The following is a 23,089-nucleotide window of genomic DNA, read 5'->3' on the forward strand; positions in this document are numbered from 1 at the left end:
ACTTGCTGTTATTACTCCTCTCGATTTTTCTTTTTTGCAAAAACGAAACCCCGCCGAATCAATTGGTCTCCACCCGCGAGCAGCCCCTTCGCGAGGCACCGGGTGAGCGCGGACGTGAAATTCGCCCGCTCAAAGCAGGGGAAAATGCGCTGGATTTGCGAGATGTAAGCCCCTTCGAAACCCCACTGCTGTTCGACGACACCCTGCTCTTTGCTCCGTGGATAAAAGTAGAAACCAGCAAGGGCGAAAAAGGCTGGGTGTTTGCGGGATATTGGCAGCCAAGCCTTGCCGAGACAGACTCATGGCTGTTGGACAAACGTCTTCATTGTTATTTTGGCAAGGCTCTCACCGCTCGTTACCACCAATTTGCAACAGATAGGCAAATCACCAGCGAATCAGCATTTGCGGCCCATTATCGGGAGGCAATGGCCTTGCGCGACACGTTCGTCTTGCTCTTGGCTCGCCGGCCCGACCCCAACGAAGCCAGCAGCAAACCCGATTTTTTCTGGATGCGCGATGTCTTGCAGGGTTTTGTGTTCCAGTGGGTAGCCGATGGCACGCAGCCGTACTTGTTTGCCGATTTTCGCTTTTTCCAAAAAATCGCCGCCACGACTGATGGGTCGCAGGACGACGCATTCGTCAAAACCTGCCTTCTCGCTTTCCCTTCCGATAGCATCGAATCTTTTTTTCCCGCATGGAAATTTCAACTTTCCGAACACGAAGCAGCCAGTCAACTTGGCACCAACACACACGTTCGGATGCTGCGTCAGATAGATTCGGCGCTCAAAACCGGCTCGCTTTTCCAACCAGAGCTCGTCGCCTTCAAAGAATCATTGCTGGAAGATATTTTGGGCAAAAACACGGTGTACTGGCAGCCCGCTACCTCGATTTTGAAAGAGATGGAAGAGATACTGGCCGCCGATTTTGCTTGCCTCGACGAGCGCGACCGCACGGCTATCGCCGCCAGAAGGGCTATGTTTGAAGCGCCGGAGGCCAATGGCCTGCGCGTGAATTTGCGGAGCGGCTACTAAGCTGGCTCGCTGCCCCATTTTCGGAGTTGGTTGAGCAACGCGGCAAAATCCTTGGGCAGCGGAGCCAAAAACTCCATGCGCTCGCCCGTGACCGGGTGCTCCAATCGGAGCCGCGACGAATGAAGCGAGGTACGCTCCATCATAGGGCGCTCCTCTTCGGCGTGCTTGCCTATCTTGTACGACTTTCCTTTTAATTCCGATAAATAAAAGGCGGCACGGCGGCCATACAAAGCATCCACCGCGAGGGAATAGCCGATGCTTTGAAAATGCACCCGAATCTGGTGCGTTCGCCCGGTTTTGATAAGCGCCTCGGCCAAAGTGAACCGTTTGAAACGCTCCAAAGCGCGGTAGAAAGTAAGCGATGGCTTGCCAGATGAGACAATAGCCATTTTGCCCGCCACCACTGGGTGCTCGCCGATGGGTTTGTCAATCTCGCCCTCGTCGTGATGCAGCACCCCATCCAGCAAAGCAAGATAAAACTTGTCCGCCGTGTGATGCTCGAATTGGAGCGACAGGTGTCGGTGCGCCGCCTCGTTGCGAGCGAAACAGATGACACCACTCGTTTCGCGGTCGAGCCGATGCACGACGAAGATTTTGCCATATTTTCGCTCCAGCACCGCCTGCAAACTTTCCTTGTTGCCAAAACGGTCGGGGATAGTGAGCATCCCGGCGGGTTTGCTGACCACCAAAAAGTGTTCGTCTTCGTACAATAGCGCGTAGTGCATGATGGAGGGTGGAGGGTAGAGGGCGGGACTCATCCTACCCTCTACCCATTTTTTATCAATTTTGAAAACTTCCGCACGCGACGCAGATAATACGCCACGATGACGCTGCCGGGATAGATACCGTTTCTGTTTTGCGGTCTAAACTTATGTTTATCAATGACTTCCACGGCTTCTCGGCGCTTGCGAACCGTGTTGTTGAAATTCTTGTAAAATGAAAAATGCGCCCGCAATATCGCCCAAATCGCCAAAAACTGCCCCTTCGCCGCAAATCGTGCAGCCGCCAAACCATCCAACAACAGCCGGGCGGGAACGAGCCAAAGCAATTTTCTGGCTGGCTCGTTTTTCAGCAACGAAAAGAGACTGTTGCGAAAGTTGAGAAATACTTTGCGTGGGTTTTCATACTCCAAAGTGCCGCCTCCCAGATGATATACCACCGATTGAGGAATGCACCACACGGAGTAACCCGCTCGCTTGAGCCGCCAACAAAGGTCTATTTCCTCATTGTGGGCAAAATAGTCTCCATCGAAACCGCCGAATGCGTGGTACAACTCGGCCCGCACAAAAAACGCCGCACCTGCCGCCCAAAAGCACTCTTGCGGCGCGTCGTATTGCCCCTCATCCTCCTCACGCTTGCTAAAAATGCGCCCCCTGCAAAACGGGTAGCCAAGCGCATCGAGCCACCCTCCCGCAGCGCCCGCATATTCAAAGCGATGCCGCTCGCTCCACGCCAGAATTTTAGGCTGTGCTATGGCGATGGTGCTGTCCCGCCGCATGGCTTCAAGCACAGGAGCCATCCAGCCGGGGGTCACTTCCACATCCGAATTGAGAATGACATAAATATCCGCCTGCACCTGTTTGAGTGCCCGGTTGTAGCCTTCGGCAAATCCATAGTTGTGCTGCAAATCGAGCAATTCGACATCAGGATAATGTCGGCGCAAAAAATCAACCGAGTCATCTGGCGAGCCGTTGTCGGCCACCACGATGCGTGTGCCGGGGCTATTGGCCACCACCGAGGGCAGAAATTGCTCCAAATGCCGTCGAGTGTTGTAGTTGAGAATGACGACCGCCACACCTGATAAATGGTGGGCAGGCAGCGCATCCTTCGACGGTTGGGCCGCGCTGCCGAATCGCCGCTGTATCTCTACTCTGTCCTGCTCTATTTGATGCTTCAATGCTTTCAAGTCTTCCAGTTTTTTGTCGGGACGAATAAAATCAAGGACTTCTACTGTAAGTATTTGTCCGTAGAGGTCGCCCTCATAGTCAAGGATGTTCAGTTCGATGGTTTGGGGTCGCGTGTCGTTGAGCGTGGGGCGCGAGCCGATATAAAGCATAGAAGGGAACACTGCGTCGTTGATGCGCACCTGCGCAGCATATATTCCCGCAGGCAACACCAATTTATAGAGGTCTTCTATGTCCAAGTTGGCGGTGGGGAACCCAAGTGTGCGGCCTATTTTCTGACCTTCCACCACCCTACCCGTGAAGAAGAAGGGATGCCCCAACAGCTTGTTGGCCAACGCAATATCGGAAGCATCGAGGGCGCGGCGAATTTTGGTGGAACTCACCGCGATTTCATCCACCTCTTGGGCAGGTATTTCCAGCACTTCAAAACCCGCGCTCGCCTCATATTTTTTCAAAAAAGAAATATCGCCCTCGCGGCCAGCGCCAAAGCGATGGTCGTATCCAATCACGATGTAGCGCGGGGTGAATTTTTTCACCAAAAAATCCTCGACGTATTTGCGAGCATCCTGACGCGCAAAATCTGTCGAAAAAGGCACCACGACCACATTGTCAATGCCGCATCCTCGAAGCAGCGTGATTTTTTCGTCGGTTGTTGTCAGCAGTTTGAATGACCCGTCGCCCGGCTGGAGCACCGTGCGCGGGTGCGGGTCGAAAGTGACGACCACGCTCTCACCCCCGCAGGAGCGGGCATGTGTTTGCACCTGTTCCAAGATGCGCCGATGACCGGCGTGCACCCCATCGAACGAACCAATGGTGACGACGGCATTTTGAAAGGAAGGCAATTGAGATAAATCGGTGAAAACCCGCATGGGCGCAAAGATAGGATGGGGAAACTGGGTTCGTGGAGTTTTGGGCTGGTCAACGGGCGACCACAAATTTCTGGGTACGCATGCCACTCGGCCAAGTGATTTTAGCAAAATATATGCCCGAAGGCAGTCGCGGGAAATGCATGCTGTGTTGTTGTTCGTGCCCGTTGAGGCGCAAAACCTCGCTGTGCAGCAACCTGCCGTTTTCATCCATGATTTCCACGTTGGCGGAAGTGAATAGGCAATTGGACACTGTGAGGCTCAGGACATCGGTATTGCTTGTGTGATGCCAAATTGCGACGGAGCACTCGGATGGGTTCCAAGTTTGGGTGGTGCCTTGAAAAGTCGTGGTGGCCCAATCGCCGTGCTGGATTTCGGCCAATTGGGCGACTGCGGCAACGGTGGCTTTCACCACATTGGCCATGAACGTGAAGTTGAGTTTGTCATCCGCCATGTCTTGTGGGGTATGGTAACAGTCGTTGCGATAATCGGCACCATCGGTGAGCATCAGCGCGGGTTTGTTGCCGAACCAAAAAGGCGCGTGGTCGCTGCGCAGCAAATCCGCCACCAGCGTGCCATTGCCCGGCGATATGAGCGTGACAACTTTCAAGTCAGGCACAAACTCTGCTGCCGCGCTGCTGAACAGAAGTGCCAACGGCTCGCAATTGGCGTTGGCCACGTTGGTAATAAAATCGCCTCTTCGTTGGTTGGCATTGATTTGGGCCGTCGCGTCGGGAAAAATGAGGTTGAAGCCCGGCGGTATATCTTGAGTGTTGGGCTCTTCAGAGTAGTATCCAATCATTTCAAAATTGAACACACCCTCCACCTGCTCATTAAGCGGAAGACTTCCGACGTAAGCCAGGCTACCCCGCAAGCCATCTTCTTCCATATCAAAACCGATGTAGCGCAGCGTCTTTTTGGATGGGTAGCGGCTCAATATACGGGCTACTTCCATGACTCCAGCCACACCGCTGCCATTGTCGTCGGCTCCGGGCGAGTTGTTGACCGTGTCGTAGTGCGCATCCACGATGACAACCTTCTCTGAAGTGCCGGTACCAGATAGCGTGCCGATGATGTTGCGTCCAGTCGCTCCTAAGTATGTAAATGTCTGCTCGCTCAAGGCCAGCCCTAACTGGTCGAAATGTTGGCGCAATTCATCCCTCACAGCGTTGAGGTGGGTCAATCCCGTGACCCGGTGCCGGATACCCTCCACAAATGCGAGGTCGTCGCGCAAGCGCAGGCTATCCACCTCTTCCACCAAAGCCTGAATATCAAAATTTTGCTTGTCGTCGGCCACCAGACGAACGGTAAATGCCGCGCTCTGCATGGGTGCCAACGCACTGATGTCGCACACTATGGCGCGATTCGTTCCGGTTGCCACAGGAAAACCCCAATCGCCCGAAGCAGACACCAGGGGGGTGAGATTGTAGGTCTGGCCGCCATCGCTGGAAAAGGCGAGCGATATTTCCACTGGGTCGTTTTCCTCGTCGAAGAGGTCGTACGTCAAGGTAAGCGTATTGTTGGGCCAGTCCGCCGAAGCAACAAAGTTGGAAATCAGGGGTGCTTGGTTGGGTGTTTGGGAAGAGAGCGTGTTGGCAAGCAGGGTGCAAGCAACGAATGCAAGCGATTTATGCATATCTTGAGTGTTTTTCAAAAAATCGCTCAAAAATACAAAAGGTACGCCGCTGGCGTACCCTTTGCAACAAACAAAACCAACTAAAAAACCTGCTTTATGCTCCGTGTGGTGTATCGAGGTTGGGTATTCTTCCTTATGAACGCACAAAAAACGAGCGCATCCCGACAAACGCTGCCAAGAGCATCAGATTTTTTTGAACTGTGTTTTGACGAACGGCAGAGAGTTTGTTTTTTCTTTTTTGTTTGGCATAAAATTGGCTTTTGGGGGCAGCTTTCACAGGCATCGCGCTCATGAAAAACACCCAAGCCCTCAAAACTCAACGCAAAAAACTTTTCCCTGCCACTTTCGTTTCTTTGCGTCAAATTTCCGCTGCAACATTGGACACAAACTTCGACCACATGCTCGCCTCCCTGCACTCGGCTGCTCGCGAGCGCATTCTCATCATAGACGGCTCCATGGGCGTCTTCCTACAATCGTACAAATTGGATGAGGCCGATTTTCGCGGCGAACGCTTCGCACAGCACCACAGAGACCTCAAAGGCAACTTCGATGTGCTGTGCCTTACCAAGCCTGACATCATAGAGGGTATCCACCGCGCCTACCTCGACGCGGGCGCAGACATTATAGAGACCAACACCTTCAACGCCACCGCCATCTCGCAGGCCGAGTTTGATATGCCAGCGGGTGTTTGCTACGATATCAACTTTGCTGCCGCACAAATCGCTCGCCGCGCCGCAGATGACTACACCGCCGCCGAACCATCCAGACCACGCTGGGTGGCAGGTGCCGTCGGCCCGCTCAACAAAACCCTTTCGCTCTCGCCCGACGTGAACGCCCCCGGCTTCCGGGCACTCACGTTCGACGAGGCTAAGGATGCCTACGCGGAGCAGATGCGGGGCCTTGTGGACGGGGGCGCCCACCTCATCCTGATTGAAACCATCTTTGATGTGCTCAACTGCAAAGCAGCCATTTACGCAGTAGAGGAAGTTTTTGAGGAAAAAAACACGCGCCTGCCCGTCATCATATCTGGCACCATCACCGATGCCTCTGGACGCACATTGAGCGGCCAAACGGTGGAAGCGTTCTGGATTTCGGTGAAACACGCGAAGCCTTTTGCCGTGGGTCTCAATTGCGCACTCGGCGCCGCCGAAATGCGGCCACACCTGGAAACACTTTCCCAAATCGCGGATTGCTTCATCAGCGCCTATCCCAATGCAGGCCTTCCCAACGAATTTGGCGAATACGACCAAAGCGCCCACGAAATGTGCGTTCTGATGGAAGACTTCGCCCGCTCAGGTTTTGTGAACATCCTCGGCGGCTGCTGCGGCACCACCCCCGAACACATTCGGCATATCGCGGAACACGTCAGCAAATATCCGCCGCGCGTGCCGCCCCACAGTTCCTTTGCAGGGCTGCGGAACGAGCCCTCCCCTTCCACCAATGGTAAGGCTCAGCCGGGCTTCACCATGCTCGCGGGTCTCGAACCGCTCATCATTCGCCCGGAGACCAATTTTGTCAACATCGGCGAACGCACCAACGTGACCGGCTCCGCCAAGTTCGCACAACTCATCAAGTCGGGCAATTACGCAGAGGCGCTCAGTGTGGCACGTCAACAGGTAGAGGGCGGCGCCCAAATCATTGACGTGAACATGGACGAGGGGCTGCTCGACTCGGAAGCCGCGATGGTCAAGTTCCTCAACCTCATGTCCGCCGAACCCGACATCGCCAAACTGCCCGTGATGGTAGATTCCTCCAAATTTCGAGTCATCGAGGCTGGCTTGAAATGTTTGCAGGGAAAAAGCATCGTCAACTCAATTTCGATGAAGGAAGGCGAAGCCGAGTTTGTCCGACAAGCCAATATCTGCCGCCGCTTCGGCGCAGCAGTGGTCGTAATGGCATTTGACGAGCAAGGCCAAGCTGACACCACCCAACGCAAGGTGGAAATCTGCCAACGTGCCTACAAAATACTGACGGAGCAAGTTGGGTTCGACCCCACCGACATCATTTTCGACCCCAACATCTTCGCCGTCGCAACAGGCATAGAAGAACACAACGAATACGCCATCAACTTTATAGAAGCCACACGCATCATAAAAGCCACCTGCCCAGGTGCCAAAATATCGGGAGGCGTGAGCAACCTTTCCTTTTCATTTAGGGGAAACAATGTGGTGCGAGAGGCAATGCACTCTGCCTTCCTCTACCATGCCATTCAGGCCGGTATGGACATGGGCATCGTGAACGCCGGCATGATTGAGGTGTACGAGGAAATACCCAAAGAATTGCTCCAACGCATCGAGGATGTGCTCTTCAACCGCCACCCCGACGCTACCGAGGAATTGGTCAAACTGGCGGAATCCTTCAAGTCCACAGGCGGAAAAACACTGACAGAAGACCTCTCGTGGCGAGAAGGCAGTGTGAAAGAGCGCATCACGCACGCGCTGGTGAAAGGTCTCGACAAGTTTATCGAGGAAGACACGGAGGAAGCCCGTCGCCTGTTCCCTGCCCCGTTGCAGGTCATCGAAGGGCCGTTGATGGACGGCATGAACGTGGTGGGTGACTTGTTTGGAGCCGGAAAGATGTTCTTGCCACAAGTGGTCAAGAGCGCCCGTGTGATGAAAAAAGCAGTGGCCTATTTGGAGCCATTTATTCAGGCTGAAAAAGGCGCGACCTTCGCAGCGAAAGGCAAAATCCTCTTGGCGACCGTGAAAGGTGATGTGCACGACATCGGCAAAAACATTGTCGGGGTGGTACTGGGCTGTAACAATTACGACATCGTGGATTTGGGCGTGATGGTGCCTGCCGAAAAAATACTAAAAACGGCCATCGAGGAAAAAGTAGATGTCATCGGCCTGTCAGGACTGATTACCCCTTCGCTCGACGAGATGGTGCACGTCGCCAAAGAGATGCAACGCCTCAATTTCAACATCCCCTTACTCATAGGAGGAGCCACCACTTCCAAGACCCACACCGCCGTCAAAGTGGAACCACAATACAGCAACGCGCCCGTTGTCCATGTGCTCGATGCCAGCCGTTCGGTCGCCGTGGTCAGCTCGCTGCTCACCAAAAACGAAACAGAGCACAAGGCCTTCGTGCAAGGCGTACAGGTCGAATACGAGCAAATACGCGTTCAGCGCGCCAACCGCCAATCGTCAAAACAATATCTGACGCTTGAACAAGCCCGCGCCAATAAGCTGGAATTGGATTGGCGCAACTACACACCTCCCAAACCCAATTTTGTGGGCATAAAAACCTTCGACAACTATTCGCTCGAAGAGATTTCGGACTACATTGACTGGACACCCTTCTTCCAAAGCTGGCAGTTGGCAGGCAAATTCCCGGCGATTCTCGACGACGAAGTGGTAGGCGTGGAAGCAAAAAAACTGTACCACGATGCGCAATCCATGCTGCGTCAAATCATTGACGGGCAGTGGCTTACAGCGCGGGCAGTAATTGGGATTTTCCCAGCCAACGCCATTGACGACGACGACATCCACCTCTACACGGACGAAAGCCGAACCACCGTGCTGACCACGCTGCGCAACCTAAGGCAGCAAAATGTGAAAGCAGCGGGACAAGCCAACTTCTGCCTCTCCGACTTTGTCGCCCCAGCCGCAACAGGCAAGGCCGACTACCTCGGCGCATTCGCAGTCACCGCAGGCATCGGTATCGAGAAGCACGTCAAACGATTTGAAGCCACCCACGACGATTACGCCGCCATCATGCTCAAGGCGCTCGCCGACCGTTTGGCGGAGGCATTTGCCGAACGAATGCACGAACGGGTGCGCAAAGAATTCTGGGGGTATGCTGCCGCCGAAAACCTCGACAACGACTCGCTCATCACCGAAAAATACCAAGGCATTCGGCCAGCGCCCGGCTATCCCGCTTGCCCCGAACACACTGAAAAACGAACGCTGTGGCAGTTGCTCCAGCCCGAAGAACGGTCAGGCATACAGCTGACCGAAAGCTGCGCCATGTACCCGACCGCTTCGGTGAGCGGCTGGTATTTTAGCCATCCCGATTCCAAATACTTTGGGCTGGGGCAAATCGGCAAAGACCAAACGGAGGATTACGCACGACGCAAAGGCATGAGCCTCGCCGAGGCAGAGCGTTGGCTGATGCCCGTGTTGAATTACGACCCGTGAAGTCGGCATTAAATTTGTCGAGCGGCAGGTGCACCTTTTCAATTTTGAGTAATTTTGCTGCTCAATTTTGAGTATGATTGACGCACTCATCTCTTCCAAAACACGCATCAAGCTATTGTTGAAATTTTTTCTCAACAGCCACGCCACCGCGTACCTGCGCAGTTTGGAGAGTGAGTTCGGCGAATCCTCCAACGGCATCCGCGTGGAGCTCAACCGATTGGAAGGCGCAGGCCTGCTTACTTCCGAAAGCGAAGGCAACAAAAAAATCTTCCGTGCCAACACATCCCATCCGCTGTTCAACGAGATTCACAACATTGTGATGAAACACGTCGGCCTCGACCAAGTCATTGAAAACGTCATTCAAAGACTTGGGCAAGTGCAGCGCGTGTATCTTGTCGGCGATTTTTCAAAAGGCATGGACAGCCAAGTGATTGACTTGGTGTTTGTCGGCGATTTTGACAAAACCTACTTGACCTCATTGGTTGAAAAAGCGGAGAAAATCATCGGGCGAAAAATCCGCTATTTGATTTACGACAGCGAGGAGGCGGCGATGATTGACTGGAAAAAACACAACCCAGAACCCCTCTTGATTTGGAGCGAAAACAAGGTTTAAAAATTCTAAGACGTGCATTTCAAATTGTTGCTTTTGTACGCCGCAACGCTGTTCGGCATTTATCGGAACACCGCTCCGATTTGGTTACGACAATTTGAAGCGTACCCAATTCTAAGCACTCCCCTTCTTTTGAATTACTGAATGCAAGATTTTCATCCTCAGCAAAATGTATCAAGCACTTAAAGACAAACAGAAAACCATCGCAGTAGTTGGCCTCGGCTATGTCGGCCTACCCATCGCTTTGGAATTTGCCCGCCACTTTCGCGTCATCGGCTTCGACATCAACAAGGCCCGCATCGAAATGATGCGCCGGGGCGAAGACCCTTCCAGAGAACTCGACCCGGAAGCATTTCACAACACCGACATCACGTTCACCGACGAGATAGAAGTACTCCGAAAGGCTCATTTTTTCGTCATAGCCGTGCCAACGGACATCGATGAACACAAAGTGCCCGACCTCAACCCACTAAAAAAAGCCTCAGCCAGCGTGGGCAAAGCCCTCAAGAAAGGTGACTACGTCATCTATGAGTCAACGGTATACCCAGGCTGCACGGAAGAAGACTGCCTGCCTATCTTGGAAGAAGTGTCCGGCTTGAAAATGGGGCGCGACTTCAAACTAGGGTATTCCCCAGAGCGCATCAATCCCGGCGACAAATCACGCCCATTGACCAAAATACTCAAAATAGTGAGCGGCTCCGACGACGAGGCATTGGAGGAAATCGCCCAAACCTACGGCCACATCATAGAAGCTGGTGTCTATAAAGCCAGCAGCATCAAAGTCGCTGAGGCCGCCAAGGTCATCGAAAACACACAGCGCGACCTCAACATCTCTTTGATGAACGAGCTGGCGATGATTTTCGACCGCATGGGCATAGACACTTACGAAGTCATCAAAGCAGCCAGCACCAAGTGGAATTTCATCAAACTGTATCCGGGTCTCGTCGGCGGCCATTGCATCGGCGTTGACCCCTATTATTTGCTGCATAAATCCGTGGAGCTTGGCTACGAACCCCAAGTAATTCTCAGCGGACGGCGCATCAATGACGGGATGCCCGCTTGGATAGCGAAAAAGCTCGTTCAGCTGCTCATCCAAAAAGACAAAAGCCCCGGCAAATCAAAAGTATTGGTGCTCGGTATCACTTTCAAGGAAGATGTGGCCGACATTCGCAACTCCAAAGTGGCCGCTCTCGTGCATGAGCTTCAGGACTACTCCATCAACGTGCACGTCGCTGACCCGCATGCGTCGCCCAACGAGGTGGCTCACGAGTACAAGCTCACGCTGGTGGACAACATTTCTGACGACTATGATGCCATTGTCGTAGCCGTAGCACATCATGAATACAGACAGTATGACAGCGCCTACTTCAAGTCAATCACTAAGGGGCACCCCATCCTGATGGACCTAAAGGCGCTATACGACAAGGTGGATGCCGATATTCACTATTGGCGACTTTAAGTAATGATGAATGAGAAACGATGAATGTCGAGCGCGGCACAAATTCGTCATTTATCATTCATCATTGGAGAAAATGTCTTGTAAATCAATTTTTTGCCAATCAAGTGCCATAAGTCCCCCGCAACTTATGAATGGCGAAGCCATTTTAGCGATGCACGGTTTTCAAATCAACAAATCACCCAATAGACAAATTCAACTACTGAGCACATGACAATTCAAATGGTTGACCTCAAAACCCAGTATCACCGCATCAAGGAAGAAATAGACCAAGCGGTTTTGGGTGTGATTGAGTCCACACAATATATCGGTGGGCCTAAAGTCATCTCTTTTAAAGAAAACTTGGAAAAATACCTCGGCGTGACACACGTCATCCCCTGTGCCAACGGTACGGACGCGCTCCAGATAGCGATGATGGCATTGGGGCTGAAACCCGGCGACGAGGTCATCGTGCCAGCCTTCACCTACGTCGCCACCGCAGAGGTCATCGGCCTGCTGGGGCTTACCCCGGTCATGACCGATGTTGACCCCGACACTTTCAATATCCGCGCCGACCACGTCGAAGCAGCCATCACCCCGCGCACCAAGGCAATCGTCCCGGTGCATCTTTTTGGCCAAAGCGTTGACATGGAGCCAATCATGGCATTGGCCAAAAAGCACAACCTGTTTGTCATTGAAGACAACGCGCAGGCAATCGGGGCTGACTACAACAGTGAGGGGGGAGCCACAAGTCACCCACACACTAAAAAAACCGGAACCATCGGACACTTCGGCTGCACCTCGTTTTTCCCCTCCAAAAATCTCGGCTGCTATGGCGACGGCGGCGCGTTGATGACCAATGACCCGGCCTTGGCCGATGCCGCACGCATGATTGCCAACCACGGGCAATCCAAACAGTATTATCACGACAAAATCGGCGTGAACTCCCGCTTGGATGCCATTCAGGCCGCCATTTTGGATGTCAAACTCAAATATCTGGATGAGTACTGCAATGCTCGCCGCCGCGCCGCCGATTACTACGATGCTGTTTTTTCAGCCATCCCCCAATTGAAAACCCCGACAAGAAGCGCACACTCTACGCACGTTTTTCACCAATACACCCTGCAAATCAAGACACCCAACCCCAGCGCAACCCGCGATGAACTAAAAATGTTTTTGAGCGAGCAAGGCATCCCTTGCATGATTTACTACCCCGTTCCGCTCTACAAACAAGAAGCTTTCAAGCAGTATTGGGGCGGACAAACGTTACCCGCGACTGAACATCTATGCGACGCTGTGTTCTCACTGCCCATGCACACAGAAATGACGGAGGAAATTTTGAAAAAAATAACTGGCACGGTGCGGGCTTTTTTTGAAAAATAAAACTGCCCCCAACCGATAATCCTCCCCCCTTGATATGCTACAAAACCGATTCAGAATGCCCTTTTCTTTTGCTCGATTCCACCATGAAATCGGCCCGTTCTTTCATAATGCTTCTCGCGACAAGCGACTTCGCGGCATGAGCTTGTTGTTTTTCTTGATTTTTTCGCTCTGCCTTTCGGCGCAAAGCCCCTCGGTCCCCTCGCCTGCCATGCAGGAGCAGGCCAAGCGGGAAATCCAGCGGCGGGGTCTTGACGAGAACGAGGTGCGTGCCCGTTTGCTCCAGCGCGGCATTGACATGGACAAAGTGACGCCCGAACAATTGCCACAATTGCAGAACACCATCGAGGAAGTCATAAAAGAACTGGAGGCTGAAAAAGCATCTCAAACCCAAAAAGAGCAAGCGCCCACCGCAAAACCCCCAACTACCGACACTGGTACTGGTACCAAACCGCCTGAATCGCCCAAGCCAAGCGAAGACCGCACAACCCGCATCGCCCGCGAACGCGCAGAGGCCATTCAGCAAAAAGTGAAGCAAGGGGTGAGCATCGAGGAGGCCATAGCGGAGGAAATGGCTGCCGCGTTGGCTACCGACAGCCTGCCCCCTGCGGTGGTGTATGGCCAACATCTTTTCCGCGAAAAATCCCTCTCGGTGTTCCGCACCACCAACGAGGTGAAACCACCCGATAGCTATGTGCTGAGCTCGGGCGACATCATCACCATTAGCATATTCGGCGCCTCGCAGTTCGACAGCCAGTTTGAAATAAGCAAGGACGGCAACATCGCGCCAAGCGGAATGCCCAAGATTTTCCTGAAGGGGGTGCGATTGGGGCAAGCAAGGGAATTGTTGCGAAGCCGCTTCGCCCAATTTTACCGGTTTGCGCCAGAGCAATTCGCCGTCAGCCTCACCACCGCCCGCAGCATCACGGTCAATATCTTTGGAGAGACCGTCAACTATGGGAGCTTTTCCATGTCGGCAATTAACACGGCATTCAACGCGCTGGTCGCCGCTGGCGGCCCCAGCGATTTGGGCACAGTGCGCAACATCAAAGTCATTCGCGGGCGCGAATCCAAACGGCTCGACATTTACGAGTTCATGAACAACCCCGCCGTTCAATTCGACTTTTTTTTGGAAGACAACGACATCATCCACGTCCCGGTGGCGGAACGTGTGGTCTCCATTCGCGGGGCTGTGCGGCGCCCGTTCCGCTACGAATTGGCAGGCGCGGAACAATTGGTCAAATTGCTCGATTTTGCGGGGGGGCTGAACGCCAATGCTTATCGCGAGGTGATTCAGGTACAACGTTTTGTGAACGACCGACAAGTGTTGCTCGATGTGAATTTGAAAGAGATTTTGGAAAAAAAGCAGGACTTCGCGCTACTCAACGGCGACATAGTGGAGATTCGGACCATCCCCTCCCCTATCGAAAACACGGTTTCCATCGAAGGTGCGGTGGAGTTGCCCGGCAAATATGCCGTGACCGAGGCTGTTCGTCTGAGCGATTTGGTGAAAAGAGGCGTGCTGCGCCCGGAGGCTCGCACCGACGCCGCCTTTCTGTTGCGCACGCACACCGACAACACGACCCAACTGCTCCAACTCGACCTTGCAGAAGTGCTTGCCGCTCCGGGTACGGATAAGGACTTGCTGCTACAACCCAAAGACGTGCTCACCATTTATTCAAAGGGGCGATACACCGACTTGAGCAGCATAAGCATTGTCGGCGCCGTGCGCGATTCGGTGGTGAATTACCCGTACACGCGAGATTCCTCCCTGACGCTTCAGCGCGCCATCTTGCTCGCAGGGGGCTTGCGACCCGACGCGAACGGCATGGGGCTGATAACTCGGAGCAACCTGAACAGCGTCAGAGAATTGGAGTATTTGGAAGTGGATATTGCCGCAGCATTCGATGCCCCCGAATCGCCTGCCAATATCTTGTTGCAACCCTTCGACCGCTTGGAAGTCATGTCGCGCTCAACATTTACAGATACCGCTACCATCAAAGTAAGTGGTGCCGTGCGCAGGCCGGGGGAATTTGTTTATGGCAACAACATGAGCTTGCGAGAGGCGCTACTGCTGGCGGGTGGCCTTAAGCTCGAAGCGGCTCGAAATCGCGTGGATGTTTTTAGGGTTCAAATTCGGGACAATCAGCCCACCCGCGTCATTGTGGCTACTTTGCAAGTGGACAACAACTTCGTCACGCCGGGCGGGTTCGCTATTTTTCCTTACGACGAAATTGTGGTGCGCACAGCGCCGGAATTTGATTTTCAACGCTTCGTGGAGGTGCAAGGCGAAGTGCGTTATCCCGGTCGTTATGCCTTGTTGGGCGACAACGAGACCCTCTCCGACGTGATACTCCGCGCGGGCAGCCTCACTTCGGAGGCTTTCGCGGAAGGCGCATCGCTCTTTCGGACAGAAGGAGAGAAGGGATACGTCGTGACCGACCTTGCCGAAGCCATGCGCAACCGACGCTCTTTGCACAATCATATCCTCAAAGAAGGCGACATCATCACCGTCCCCAAACGCGAAGACCTCGTGAGCATACGCACCATCAATACCAGGGCAGCCGAAATCATCTCCGCGCCACTCATTGCCAATGGCTTGATAAATTCGGCTTACACCCCTCGCAAACGCGCCGATTGGTATGTGCACCAATACGCCGCGGGGTTTGGCCAAAACGCCAGACGCTCCCGCGTGACGGTGGAGCAACCCAACGGCAAAATCAATCACACGCGCAACCACCTCTTATTTAAAAGTTATCCCAAAGTGACACCCGGCTCCATCATCACCGTCGGCAGCAAACCCGTGAAGCAGAAAAAAGCCGCCGGAGAGAAAAAGCCCTTTGATTGGGACAAAGCCTTCACGCAGATACTTTCCACAGCGGCCACGTTGGCAACGGTGGTGGTGGCGGTGGCGGCCATTAGGAGAAATTAGAACCAGCGAAAAGCCACGTCCATTGCACTTACTAATCCATGAACGAGGAAACAACAAAGCGACAAGACAGCCCTGAGGAAGAGCAGGAAATGACGCTGCGCGATTTGGTCGCCAAGGTTATTGACATTTATAGAATGCTCCGGGCACAGTGGAAACTTGTGTTGCTTTCCGTTTCTCTCTTTTCGGGCACATTCCTGCTCATTGCCTTGCTGACCCCTCCCAAGTATCCCGCACAACTGACTTTCATGGTGCGCGAAGATTCGAAGAATGGCTTGAGCAGCGTGGCGAACTTGCTCGGCCAGTTTGGCTTTGGGAGCGGCAGTAGCGGAGACCTCAACCTTGACAAAATCACCGAATTGGCTAAGTCGCGCCATATCCTGCAAGCCGCCCTTTTCGACTCGGCCACCATTCAAGAGAAATCCGATTATCTGGCCAACCACATCATCGAGACCTATAATTTCCACAGAAAATGGAGCGACGACAAGTTGCTGCGAGATTTTCGATTCGCGCATGGCAATGTGGAGCAGTTTGACAGAAGGGAAAACAAGGCGCTCAAGCACCTGCATCAATACATGGTCGGCGAAAAAACCGCCTTTGTCAAAGCTGGCTATTCCAAGCAAACCAGCATTTTGAACATCACCGCGTATGCCCGTAGAGAAGACCTCTCCATCGCGTTGGTCGAATCGCTTTACCGTCATTTGAGCCAGTTTTACATAGAACAAAGTACCGCCCAGTCGCGCCAGACCGTGCGCAATCTCGAACTCCGCCGCGACTCCATCCGCGCAGTGCTGACAACCGCCGAAACGACGCTCGCCCGCACCGAAGACCGCACATTGGGATTGCTTCTGAAAGAAGACAAAGTGCCGCAAAAGCGCCTCGGCGCCGATATACAAATCCTCAACCTCATGTACGCAGAGGCTATCAAAAACCTTGAAACGGCTTCTTTCCTGCTGAAAAACGCCACGCCTGTTTTTATGGAAATTGACAGGCCATTGGCACCGATAAAACCCGTCAACGCATCGAAAAAAGTGGCGCTGGCATTGGGCTTGGGCATTGGACTACTCATCGCTATCATTTACATAGTCGGTATGCAGATGTTCAAGAACGTAGATATAAAAAGCCGCGACGAAAAAAGAGGGACTTCATGAAAAAAGTTGTTTTTGCTGGTTCATCAATAAATGACTATTGTTTGGAAGCCTCATACAGGAGAGCATTCCAGCGTTTAGGCTTTGAAGTGCATTGGTTCGATACCGTTGCCACTCAGCAAAAGTATGTTCGGTTAGGAAAAGTTGGACAATACATAAACAGCTTTATTGGCATCAATGCGTGGATTAAGAAAATGCAACGAGAATTTGTTGTTCAAGTAAAGTCCATAGACCCCGACTTGGTTATAGTGTTTTGCAACGCGCCCATTCATGTCAACGCACTGGCATTTTTGAAATCAATCATCAAGGGAAAAATTATCTTGTTGTGGCCTGACACACTGTTCAACATCAGCGCCCATGTAGCAACCGCCGCGCCGCTTTATGATGGTTTGGCCTCTTATAGTCGGGATGCTATTCCAGTATTCAAGCAAATGGGGTTTTCCAATGTTCATTGGGTGCCATTGGCTGCCGATGAAGCTTTGCACGGTGGATTTGATTTGCCCCAACATTTTGAACACGATGTGATTTTTATCGGCAACCCGCGCCCCGAAAGGATTAAGGCACTTGAGTCCATTTCAAAAAATTTTCCAACATTGAAGTTGGGGATATACGGCGCGGAATGGGCTAAAAGCAACTCCAACGAGTTGAAACCACACATCGTGAGCAGACATTTGTTTGGAAATGAGTTTGCAAGACTGATGAACCAGTCGCGCATTGCTATGAATATCATAGATGACACGAATTATCCGGCAGCGAATATGCGCTTCTTTGAAGCCTGCGTGGCGAAATCGCTGCAACTATCGAGCAAATGCCCGGAGTGGGAAGACGAGTATATTGATTCCAAACATTTGCTCTACTTCAACAACGAGGAAGACTTATGCACGAAAATAGAAAGTGCATTGTCTAATGAGAAAAGGTGTCTGGCGATTAGAAAATCCGGTTATCAGATTACGGTTGACAAAAACACCTACTTGCATCGCGCACAAAGCATCATTGATTTGTTCTTGCAAACAACGACATGAAACGAATACTCATCACCGGAGGGGCAGGATTTATTGGCAGTTCGCTGGCCGATGAACTTCAAAAAAACAGTGTAAACCAGATTGTATTGGTTGACAACTTGCTAACGGGAAAAGAAAAAAACATCCCCCACAAAGAAAACGTGACATTCATAAAAGCAGATGTGAATGAATACGGAGCAATGGAAAAAATCATGCTCCGTAATAAATTCGACTATGTTTTTCATTATGCCGCCGTAGTGGGAGTACAGCGCACATTGGACAATCCAATTATGGTGCTTCAAGACATAGACGGCATTAAAAACGTCTTGGAACTATGCAGGAAAACAGGTGTGCAGCGAGTGTTCTTTTCCTCCTCCTCGGAAGTGTATGGAGAACCGGTAAACACGCCTCAACACGAAGAGACAACTCCATTGAATTCGAGGCTGCCTTATGCCGTTGTCAAAAACTTGGGCGAATCCTTTTGTAGGGCCTATCATCAAGCATTTGGCTTGGATTACACGATATTCCGCTTTTTCAACACCTACGGAGAAAAACAAAGCGACGATTTCGTCATATCCAAATTCATCAGGGCAGCTTTGGAAGATAGAGACATCACGATATATGGCGATGGAAGCCAGTCCCGCACTTTTTGTTACATAGAAGATAATGTGGAATTTACGAGAAAGATATTGGAGGAAAATCTTTGTATCAACGAGGTCGTAAATGTTGGCAATGACCAACAATACTCGATTGCCGAACTGGCCGAAATCATTGTACGAGTCACAAACTCAACATCGAAAATAGTCTATCTCCCGCCGTTGAAAGAAGGCGACATGACCCGAAGGCAACCCGATATTTCCAAAATGAGGAGCATAATAAAGAGAGATTTGCTTCCATTGGAAGAAGGACTTAAGCGAATCCTGAAATCTTGGAGGGTGCCACAAGCGAAACCTGAATATGAACTATCGTAAGATTGTTTTTTTGAACACCCATCCTATTCAGTATTTCGCCCCCATGTACCAGGAAATGGCTGCTAAAAAAGTGTTCGATTTTGAAGTCTGGTACTGTACGAGACATGGATTAAACGCCGAAGTTGACAAGCAATTTGGGAAAGCAGTGAAGTGGGATATCCCAATTTTGGAAGGTTATCCACATAAATTTCTCAAAAACCATGCTCCCAAACCATCTCTATACAGCATTTGGGGAATTATCAATCCAAGCATCTTCAAGGAGATATTTCGGCTCCCCCGCAAAAGCGCCGTCGTGTTGTTCGGCTGGAACAACTTCACCTACCTCGCAGCCGTCATGGCTTGCAAATTAAGTGGTCAGGCAGTAATGATTCGCTGCGATACCCCATTTTTAAGAGAAAAACTGCGTAGGGGCTTTATGTCCCGATTTCAAAGAAAATTGCTGCAACACTTGCTGTTCCCGCTCATTGACCATTTCCTTTACATAGGCAAGCAAAACAAACTTTTCTATCAACGTTATGGCGTGCCTGAATCAAAATTAGCAAACTCACCATACGCGGTTGACAATGAACGCTTTCACCGACAAGCCACCGATTTACTGAAAAACAAACAATCCCTTAAACAAGAACTTGGCTTTCCTCCTGACAAAAAAGTAATTTTGTTTGTAGGAAAACTCATACCCATCAAGCGTCCACTTGATTTGATAATGGCCTTTAAAACCATCGCCAATGATGCCAATGCGGTGTTGGCGATAGTGGGTGATGGAGAAATGAAACAGGAAATAGAAGCCAAAATCGCAGCATACAGTTTAGATGACAAGGTACGCCTGTTCGGCTTCGTCAACCAATCCAAAATTGCTCAATTCTATGCCGTTTCAGATGTTTTGGTGCTGTGTTCTTCGAGCGAGGCGTGGGGGCTTGCCGTCAACGAGGCCATGAATTTTGGCTTGCCTGTCATTGTCTCCGACGCGGTTGGTTGTACCGATGACTTGGTGAAGGAAGGGCTAAACGGGTTTGTCGTCCCCACCGGCGATGTGGAGCAACTGGCCGAAAAACTACTCTATATCCTACAAAACGATGAATGGCGGCTGAAAGCCCGTCAAGTCTCTCACGAGGTAATAGCAGAGTATTCATATTCTGTTGCCATCAAGAATCTCGCCTCGCTCTAACTGCGCCCCAACCGACTCTTTACTCACCACGCGCGTCCTCACATGATTCACGGCAGCCGCAAAAGCAGAATCCTCGCCGGCATCTCGGCGAATGTGTTCGGCCAATTCGTCACGGTATGTGTGCAGTTGGCCGGTGTGCCGCTCATGCTCCATTATTGGGGAATGCAATACTACGGCGAATGGCTACTGATTTTCACAATACCCGGCTATCTGGGCATGAGCGATTTGGGGCTTGGCACGGTGGCGACCACCGAAATGTCCATGTGCGCAGCGAAACAAGACTATGAGCAGGCCAAACGCATTTTTCGCGGGGCATTCCTGAGCATCGTGGGAATCGGGCTGACGGTTTGTGCGACATTTTCAATCCTCATTTTTGCCTTGCCGTGGCACGATTGGCTCAAACTTCAACAAGTCGCCCCTGCCGAACTCAATTTGACCATGCTTCTGTTGACATGGTATATTTTTTTTGCCATTTTTCTCACGTTGCTGTTAGGCGCTTATCGAACCGTCGGGCGCTATGCACGCGGGCAGGTAATCTCCAATTTGTTCAGATTGTTGGAATTTGTGGCTTTGTTGACTGCAGTAATATCAGGAGCAGGAGTAGTTGCGGCGGCAGGCGCTTTCTTGGCAGCCCGCATCATGTACGCAAGTGTTATCTGGTTCGACATTCGACGCTTGGCGGGGTGGCTTCGTGTCGAAAAAATTGATTTTGAATGGCCAATCGTACGTCGTTTGTTGCCTCCGTCGCTTTCGATGATGACTGTTTACATGGGGCAAAATTTTTTGACACAAGGACTGGTCACCATTCTCGGCATCACCCTCGGGGCGGCAAGCGTGGTGCTTTTTTCCACCGTGCGCACATTGTGCAACTTTGCCAAACAGGTCATCGGCATTATCAATCTCTCGGTTTTTTCGGAATATGCGCTCAGCCTCGGCAAGCAAGATTTCGATGCGCTGCGCCGCTTGCACGCCCGTTCGGTGCAGGCCATCGTGGGGCTTACTTTGCTCTCCGTGTTAGGCCTTAAAATCTTCGGCCCGTTCATACTTGACTTTTGGACCAAAGGGCAGGTGACGGCGGAAGAGCCTTTTTTCACGCTTTATCTTTGTTACATACTGGTCAACAGCCTTTGGCTCGGCAGTTGGACATTGCTGCTGGGCTGCAATCGCCACCAGAAAATCACTCGATACTATTTGATGACGAGCCTCTTTGTGCTTGTATCGGCATATCTGTGTGTGGGTTCCATGGGTCTTAGCATCTTGCCGATTTTGCTGATTTTGTCCGATGTCGTGTTTTCGTTGATAGTGTTGCGGACAAGTCTCGGTTGGCTACAGCAGCCAGCACTTGATTTTGTGCGACAGACTTTGACTTTGCCCAAACCAAGGCTCATTTGGAAATGATTTTCAGGTCATTCATATCTGCCGTCCTGTTCATTTTCCTTGTCGCACATATTGTTTGGTATGAAGCGATTGCATTGGCGCTGTCGCTGTATTTCTTGCTCGATTTAATTGATTCAATCGGCAGAAAAATGCCTTTTTTGGAGATAGTGGTGGCCATTGCATTCCTGACTTGGGTAGCCATGCCCGTAGTGGCCTATGAAATTTTCAATGAGTACGATGCGCTGGCAAAACTTTGGATAACATTCATGCCGACCCCGGCCCCCGAATACTTCTCATATTCGCTTCCGGCTACCTTGTTGTTTGTTTTAGGGTTAAAAATGCCTTTGATGGGAGGCATTTGGAAAATGCCGCATTACAACGCGCGATTAAAAAGCTATCTTGCCGGCAAATCCTACATAGGCATCTATTTAATAGCCATCGGTATCGCGGCTACTTTTTTGATAAGAGTAACACCAGAGTCACTTAGGAACATCGTCCAGAATTTTGCGCTGCTCACTTATGTGGGGATGTTTTATGTGCTCTACTCGCCTTTTAAGCATAAAACCAAAGTCGTGTTATTTTGTGTGGGGCTTACTTTGGCACAATCCATCAGCTCGGGAATGTATGGCCAATTGATTTTTATGACGGTCATTAGCACGCTCATCCTGTTGGCAGGGAAAAAAATCAAATGGCGCACAAAAACACTTGTGTTGGGAGGTGGGGTCTTCTTGATATTTCTTATTCAATCTATCAAATTTGAATATAGAGCCGGCACTTGGTCAGGTTTGGAAAGAAGCGCAGACCCTTCATTGTTCGGGCAGTTGATTTGGCAGCGCCTCACCAACCCCTCGGAAATCTTCCAGCCCGAACGCATTTTCAACATGGCCGTTAGGGCCAATCAGGGCAATATTGTCTCCAAAGTGATGAACTATGTGCCCAAGTTCGAGCCGTTTGCGCAAGGGCGCACCGTACTCGACGCTGTGACGGCCTCTTTGGCGCCTCGTTTTTTGTGGCCCGACAAACCACGGGCTGGTGGAGCGGACATGGTGTGTCGTTATGTGGGAGACTGCGAATCAGTCCTGCGCGGCATCAGCTACAATGTTGGCCCAATCGGAGAGGCATATATCAATTTTGGCAAAATAGGCGGCTGTGTTTTCATGTTTTTTTACGGCATCTTGTTCAACTTTTTATTCAAGAAGGCATTGTTGATTGCCAGAAACACGCCTTCGCTCATCCTGTGGTTTCCGCTGTTGTTCATCAGTTTTTTTACAATGGAAAACGATGTGCTCAGTTTTTTAAACTCGTTCGTCAAAAGCGCCTTTTTTGTTTTTGTCATGTTTAAGTCGGCAAACTTGCTTTTCAAAATATCGCTATAATCCACTGGCCATTATCGCTTTGGCGGATTCTGAGGTGTCATCCCGGAAGAATGGAGGGGTGACATCTCAAAAACAGGTCGAGGTGTCACCTTTTTCGTTACTCAAAAGATGACACCTC

At 51.4% G+C, this 23,089-nt stretch carries 15 protein-coding genes; 12 read left to right on the plus strand and 3 right to left on the minus strand.

Going from position 1 to position 23,089, the window contains the following annotated elements:
• Positions 1 to 2: 2 nt before the first annotated feature.
• Positions 3 to 1,031 carry a hypothetical protein gene (locus tag KIS77_05290; GenBank protein MCW5921736.1) on the plus strand — a complete coding sequence of 343 codons (1,029 nt, stop codon included), beginning with the start codon at positions 3 to 5 and terminating at the stop codon, positions 1,029 to 1,031.
• On the opposite strand, the gene KIS77_05295 is transcribed toward KIS77_05290, so the two are convergent.
• From KIS77_05295 to KIS77_05305, 3 genes are read right to left on the minus strand one after another with little or no spacing between them, the layout of a single operon-like run.
• Complete coding sequence (locus KIS77_05295) at positions 1,028 to 1,756, minus strand: RluA family pseudouridine synthase (protein MCW5921737.1); 729 nt, start codon at positions 1,754 to 1,756, stop codon at positions 1,028 to 1,030. The genes KIS77_05290 and KIS77_05295 overlap by 4 nt on opposite strands.
• Positions 1,757 to 1,797: 41 nt before the next feature.
• Positions 1,798 to 3,804, minus strand: a complete 2,007-nt coding sequence (locus tag KIS77_05300; GenBank protein MCW5921738.1) for a bifunctional riboflavin kinase/FAD synthetase — start codon at positions 3,802 to 3,804, stop codon at positions 1,798 to 1,800.
• Positions 3,805 to 3,853: 49 nt separating this feature from the next.
• Positions 3,854 to 5,437 carry a M28 family peptidase gene (locus KIS77_05305; protein MCW5921739.1) on the minus strand — a complete coding sequence of 528 codons (1,584 nt, stop codon included), beginning with the start codon at positions 5,435 to 5,437 and terminating at the stop codon, positions 3,854 to 3,856.
• A gap of 398 nt (positions 5,438 to 5,835) precedes the next feature.
• Between KIS77_05305 and metH the strand changes: the two genes are divergently transcribed.
• From metH to KIS77_05360, 11 genes are all read left to right on the plus strand, one after another.
• Complete coding sequence (metH, locus tag KIS77_05310; GenBank protein ID MCW5921740.1) at positions 5,836 to 9,579, plus strand: methionine synthase; 3,744 nt, start codon at positions 5,836 to 5,838, stop codon at positions 9,577 to 9,579.
• Positions 9,580 to 9,652: 73 nt separating this feature from the next.
• On the plus strand, positions 9,653 to 10,192 hold the full coding sequence (locus tag KIS77_05315) for a winged helix-turn-helix transcriptional regulator (GenBank protein MCW5921741.1): 540 nt from the start codon (positions 9,653 to 9,655) through the stop codon (positions 10,190 to 10,192).
• Positions 10,193 to 10,358: 166 nt separating this feature from the next.
• Entirely contained in the window at positions 10,359 to 11,648 is a 1,290-nt protein-coding gene (locus tag KIS77_05320; protein ID MCW5921742.1) for a nucleotide sugar dehydrogenase, read from the plus strand.
• 207 nt (positions 11,649 to 11,855) lie between these two features.
• Positions 11,856 to 13,007, plus strand: a complete 1,152-nt coding sequence (locus tag KIS77_05325; protein MCW5921743.1) for a DegT/DnrJ/EryC1/StrS family aminotransferase — start codon at positions 11,856 to 11,858, stop codon at positions 13,005 to 13,007.
• Positions 13,008 to 13,062: 55 nt separating this feature from the next.
• Positions 13,063 to 15,936, plus strand: a complete 2,874-nt coding sequence (locus KIS77_05330) for an SLBB domain-containing protein (protein MCW5921744.1) — start codon at positions 13,063 to 13,065, stop codon at positions 15,934 to 15,936.
• Between the two features lie 38 nt (positions 15,937 to 15,974).
• The gene (locus KIS77_05335; protein ID MCW5921745.1) at positions 15,975 to 17,084 is read left to right on the plus strand and encodes a hypothetical protein; all 1,110 of its coding nucleotides are present in this window, start codon (positions 15,975 to 15,977) and stop codon (positions 17,082 to 17,084) included.
• Entirely contained in the window at positions 17,081 to 18,103 is a 1,023-nt protein-coding gene (locus KIS77_05340) for a glycosyltransferase (GenBank protein MCW5921746.1), read from the plus strand. Before KIS77_05335 ends, KIS77_05340 begins: the two co-directional genes overlap by 4 nt.
• Positions 18,100 to 19,053, plus strand: a complete 954-nt coding sequence (locus KIS77_05345; GenBank protein MCW5921747.1) for an NAD-dependent epimerase/dehydratase family protein — start codon at positions 18,100 to 18,102, stop codon at positions 19,051 to 19,053. Before KIS77_05340 ends, KIS77_05345 begins: the two co-directional genes overlap by 4 nt.
• Positions 19,040 to 20,218 (plus strand): glycosyltransferase family 4 protein, encoded by a 1,179-nt coding sequence (locus KIS77_05350; GenBank protein MCW5921748.1) that lies wholly within the window; start codon positions 19,040 to 19,042, stop codon positions 20,216 to 20,218. Before KIS77_05345 ends, KIS77_05350 begins: the two co-directional genes overlap by 14 nt.
• A gap of 42 nt (positions 20,219 to 20,260) precedes the next feature.
• On the plus strand, positions 20,261 to 21,616 hold the full coding sequence (locus tag KIS77_05355; protein MCW5921749.1) for a lipopolysaccharide biosynthesis protein: 1,356 nt from the start codon (positions 20,261 to 20,263) through the stop codon (positions 21,614 to 21,616).
• On the plus strand, positions 21,613 to 22,971 hold the full coding sequence (locus tag KIS77_05360; protein MCW5921750.1) for a hypothetical protein: 1,359 nt from the start codon (positions 21,613 to 21,615) through the stop codon (positions 22,969 to 22,971). Before KIS77_05355 ends, KIS77_05360 begins: the two co-directional genes overlap by 4 nt.
• Positions 22,972 to 23,089: the final 118 nt, after the last annotated feature.

It is taken from the genome of Saprospiraceae bacterium (assembly GCA_026129545.1).
Classification (GTDB): domain Bacteria; phylum Bacteroidota; class Bacteroidia; order Chitinophagales; family Saprospiraceae; genus M3007.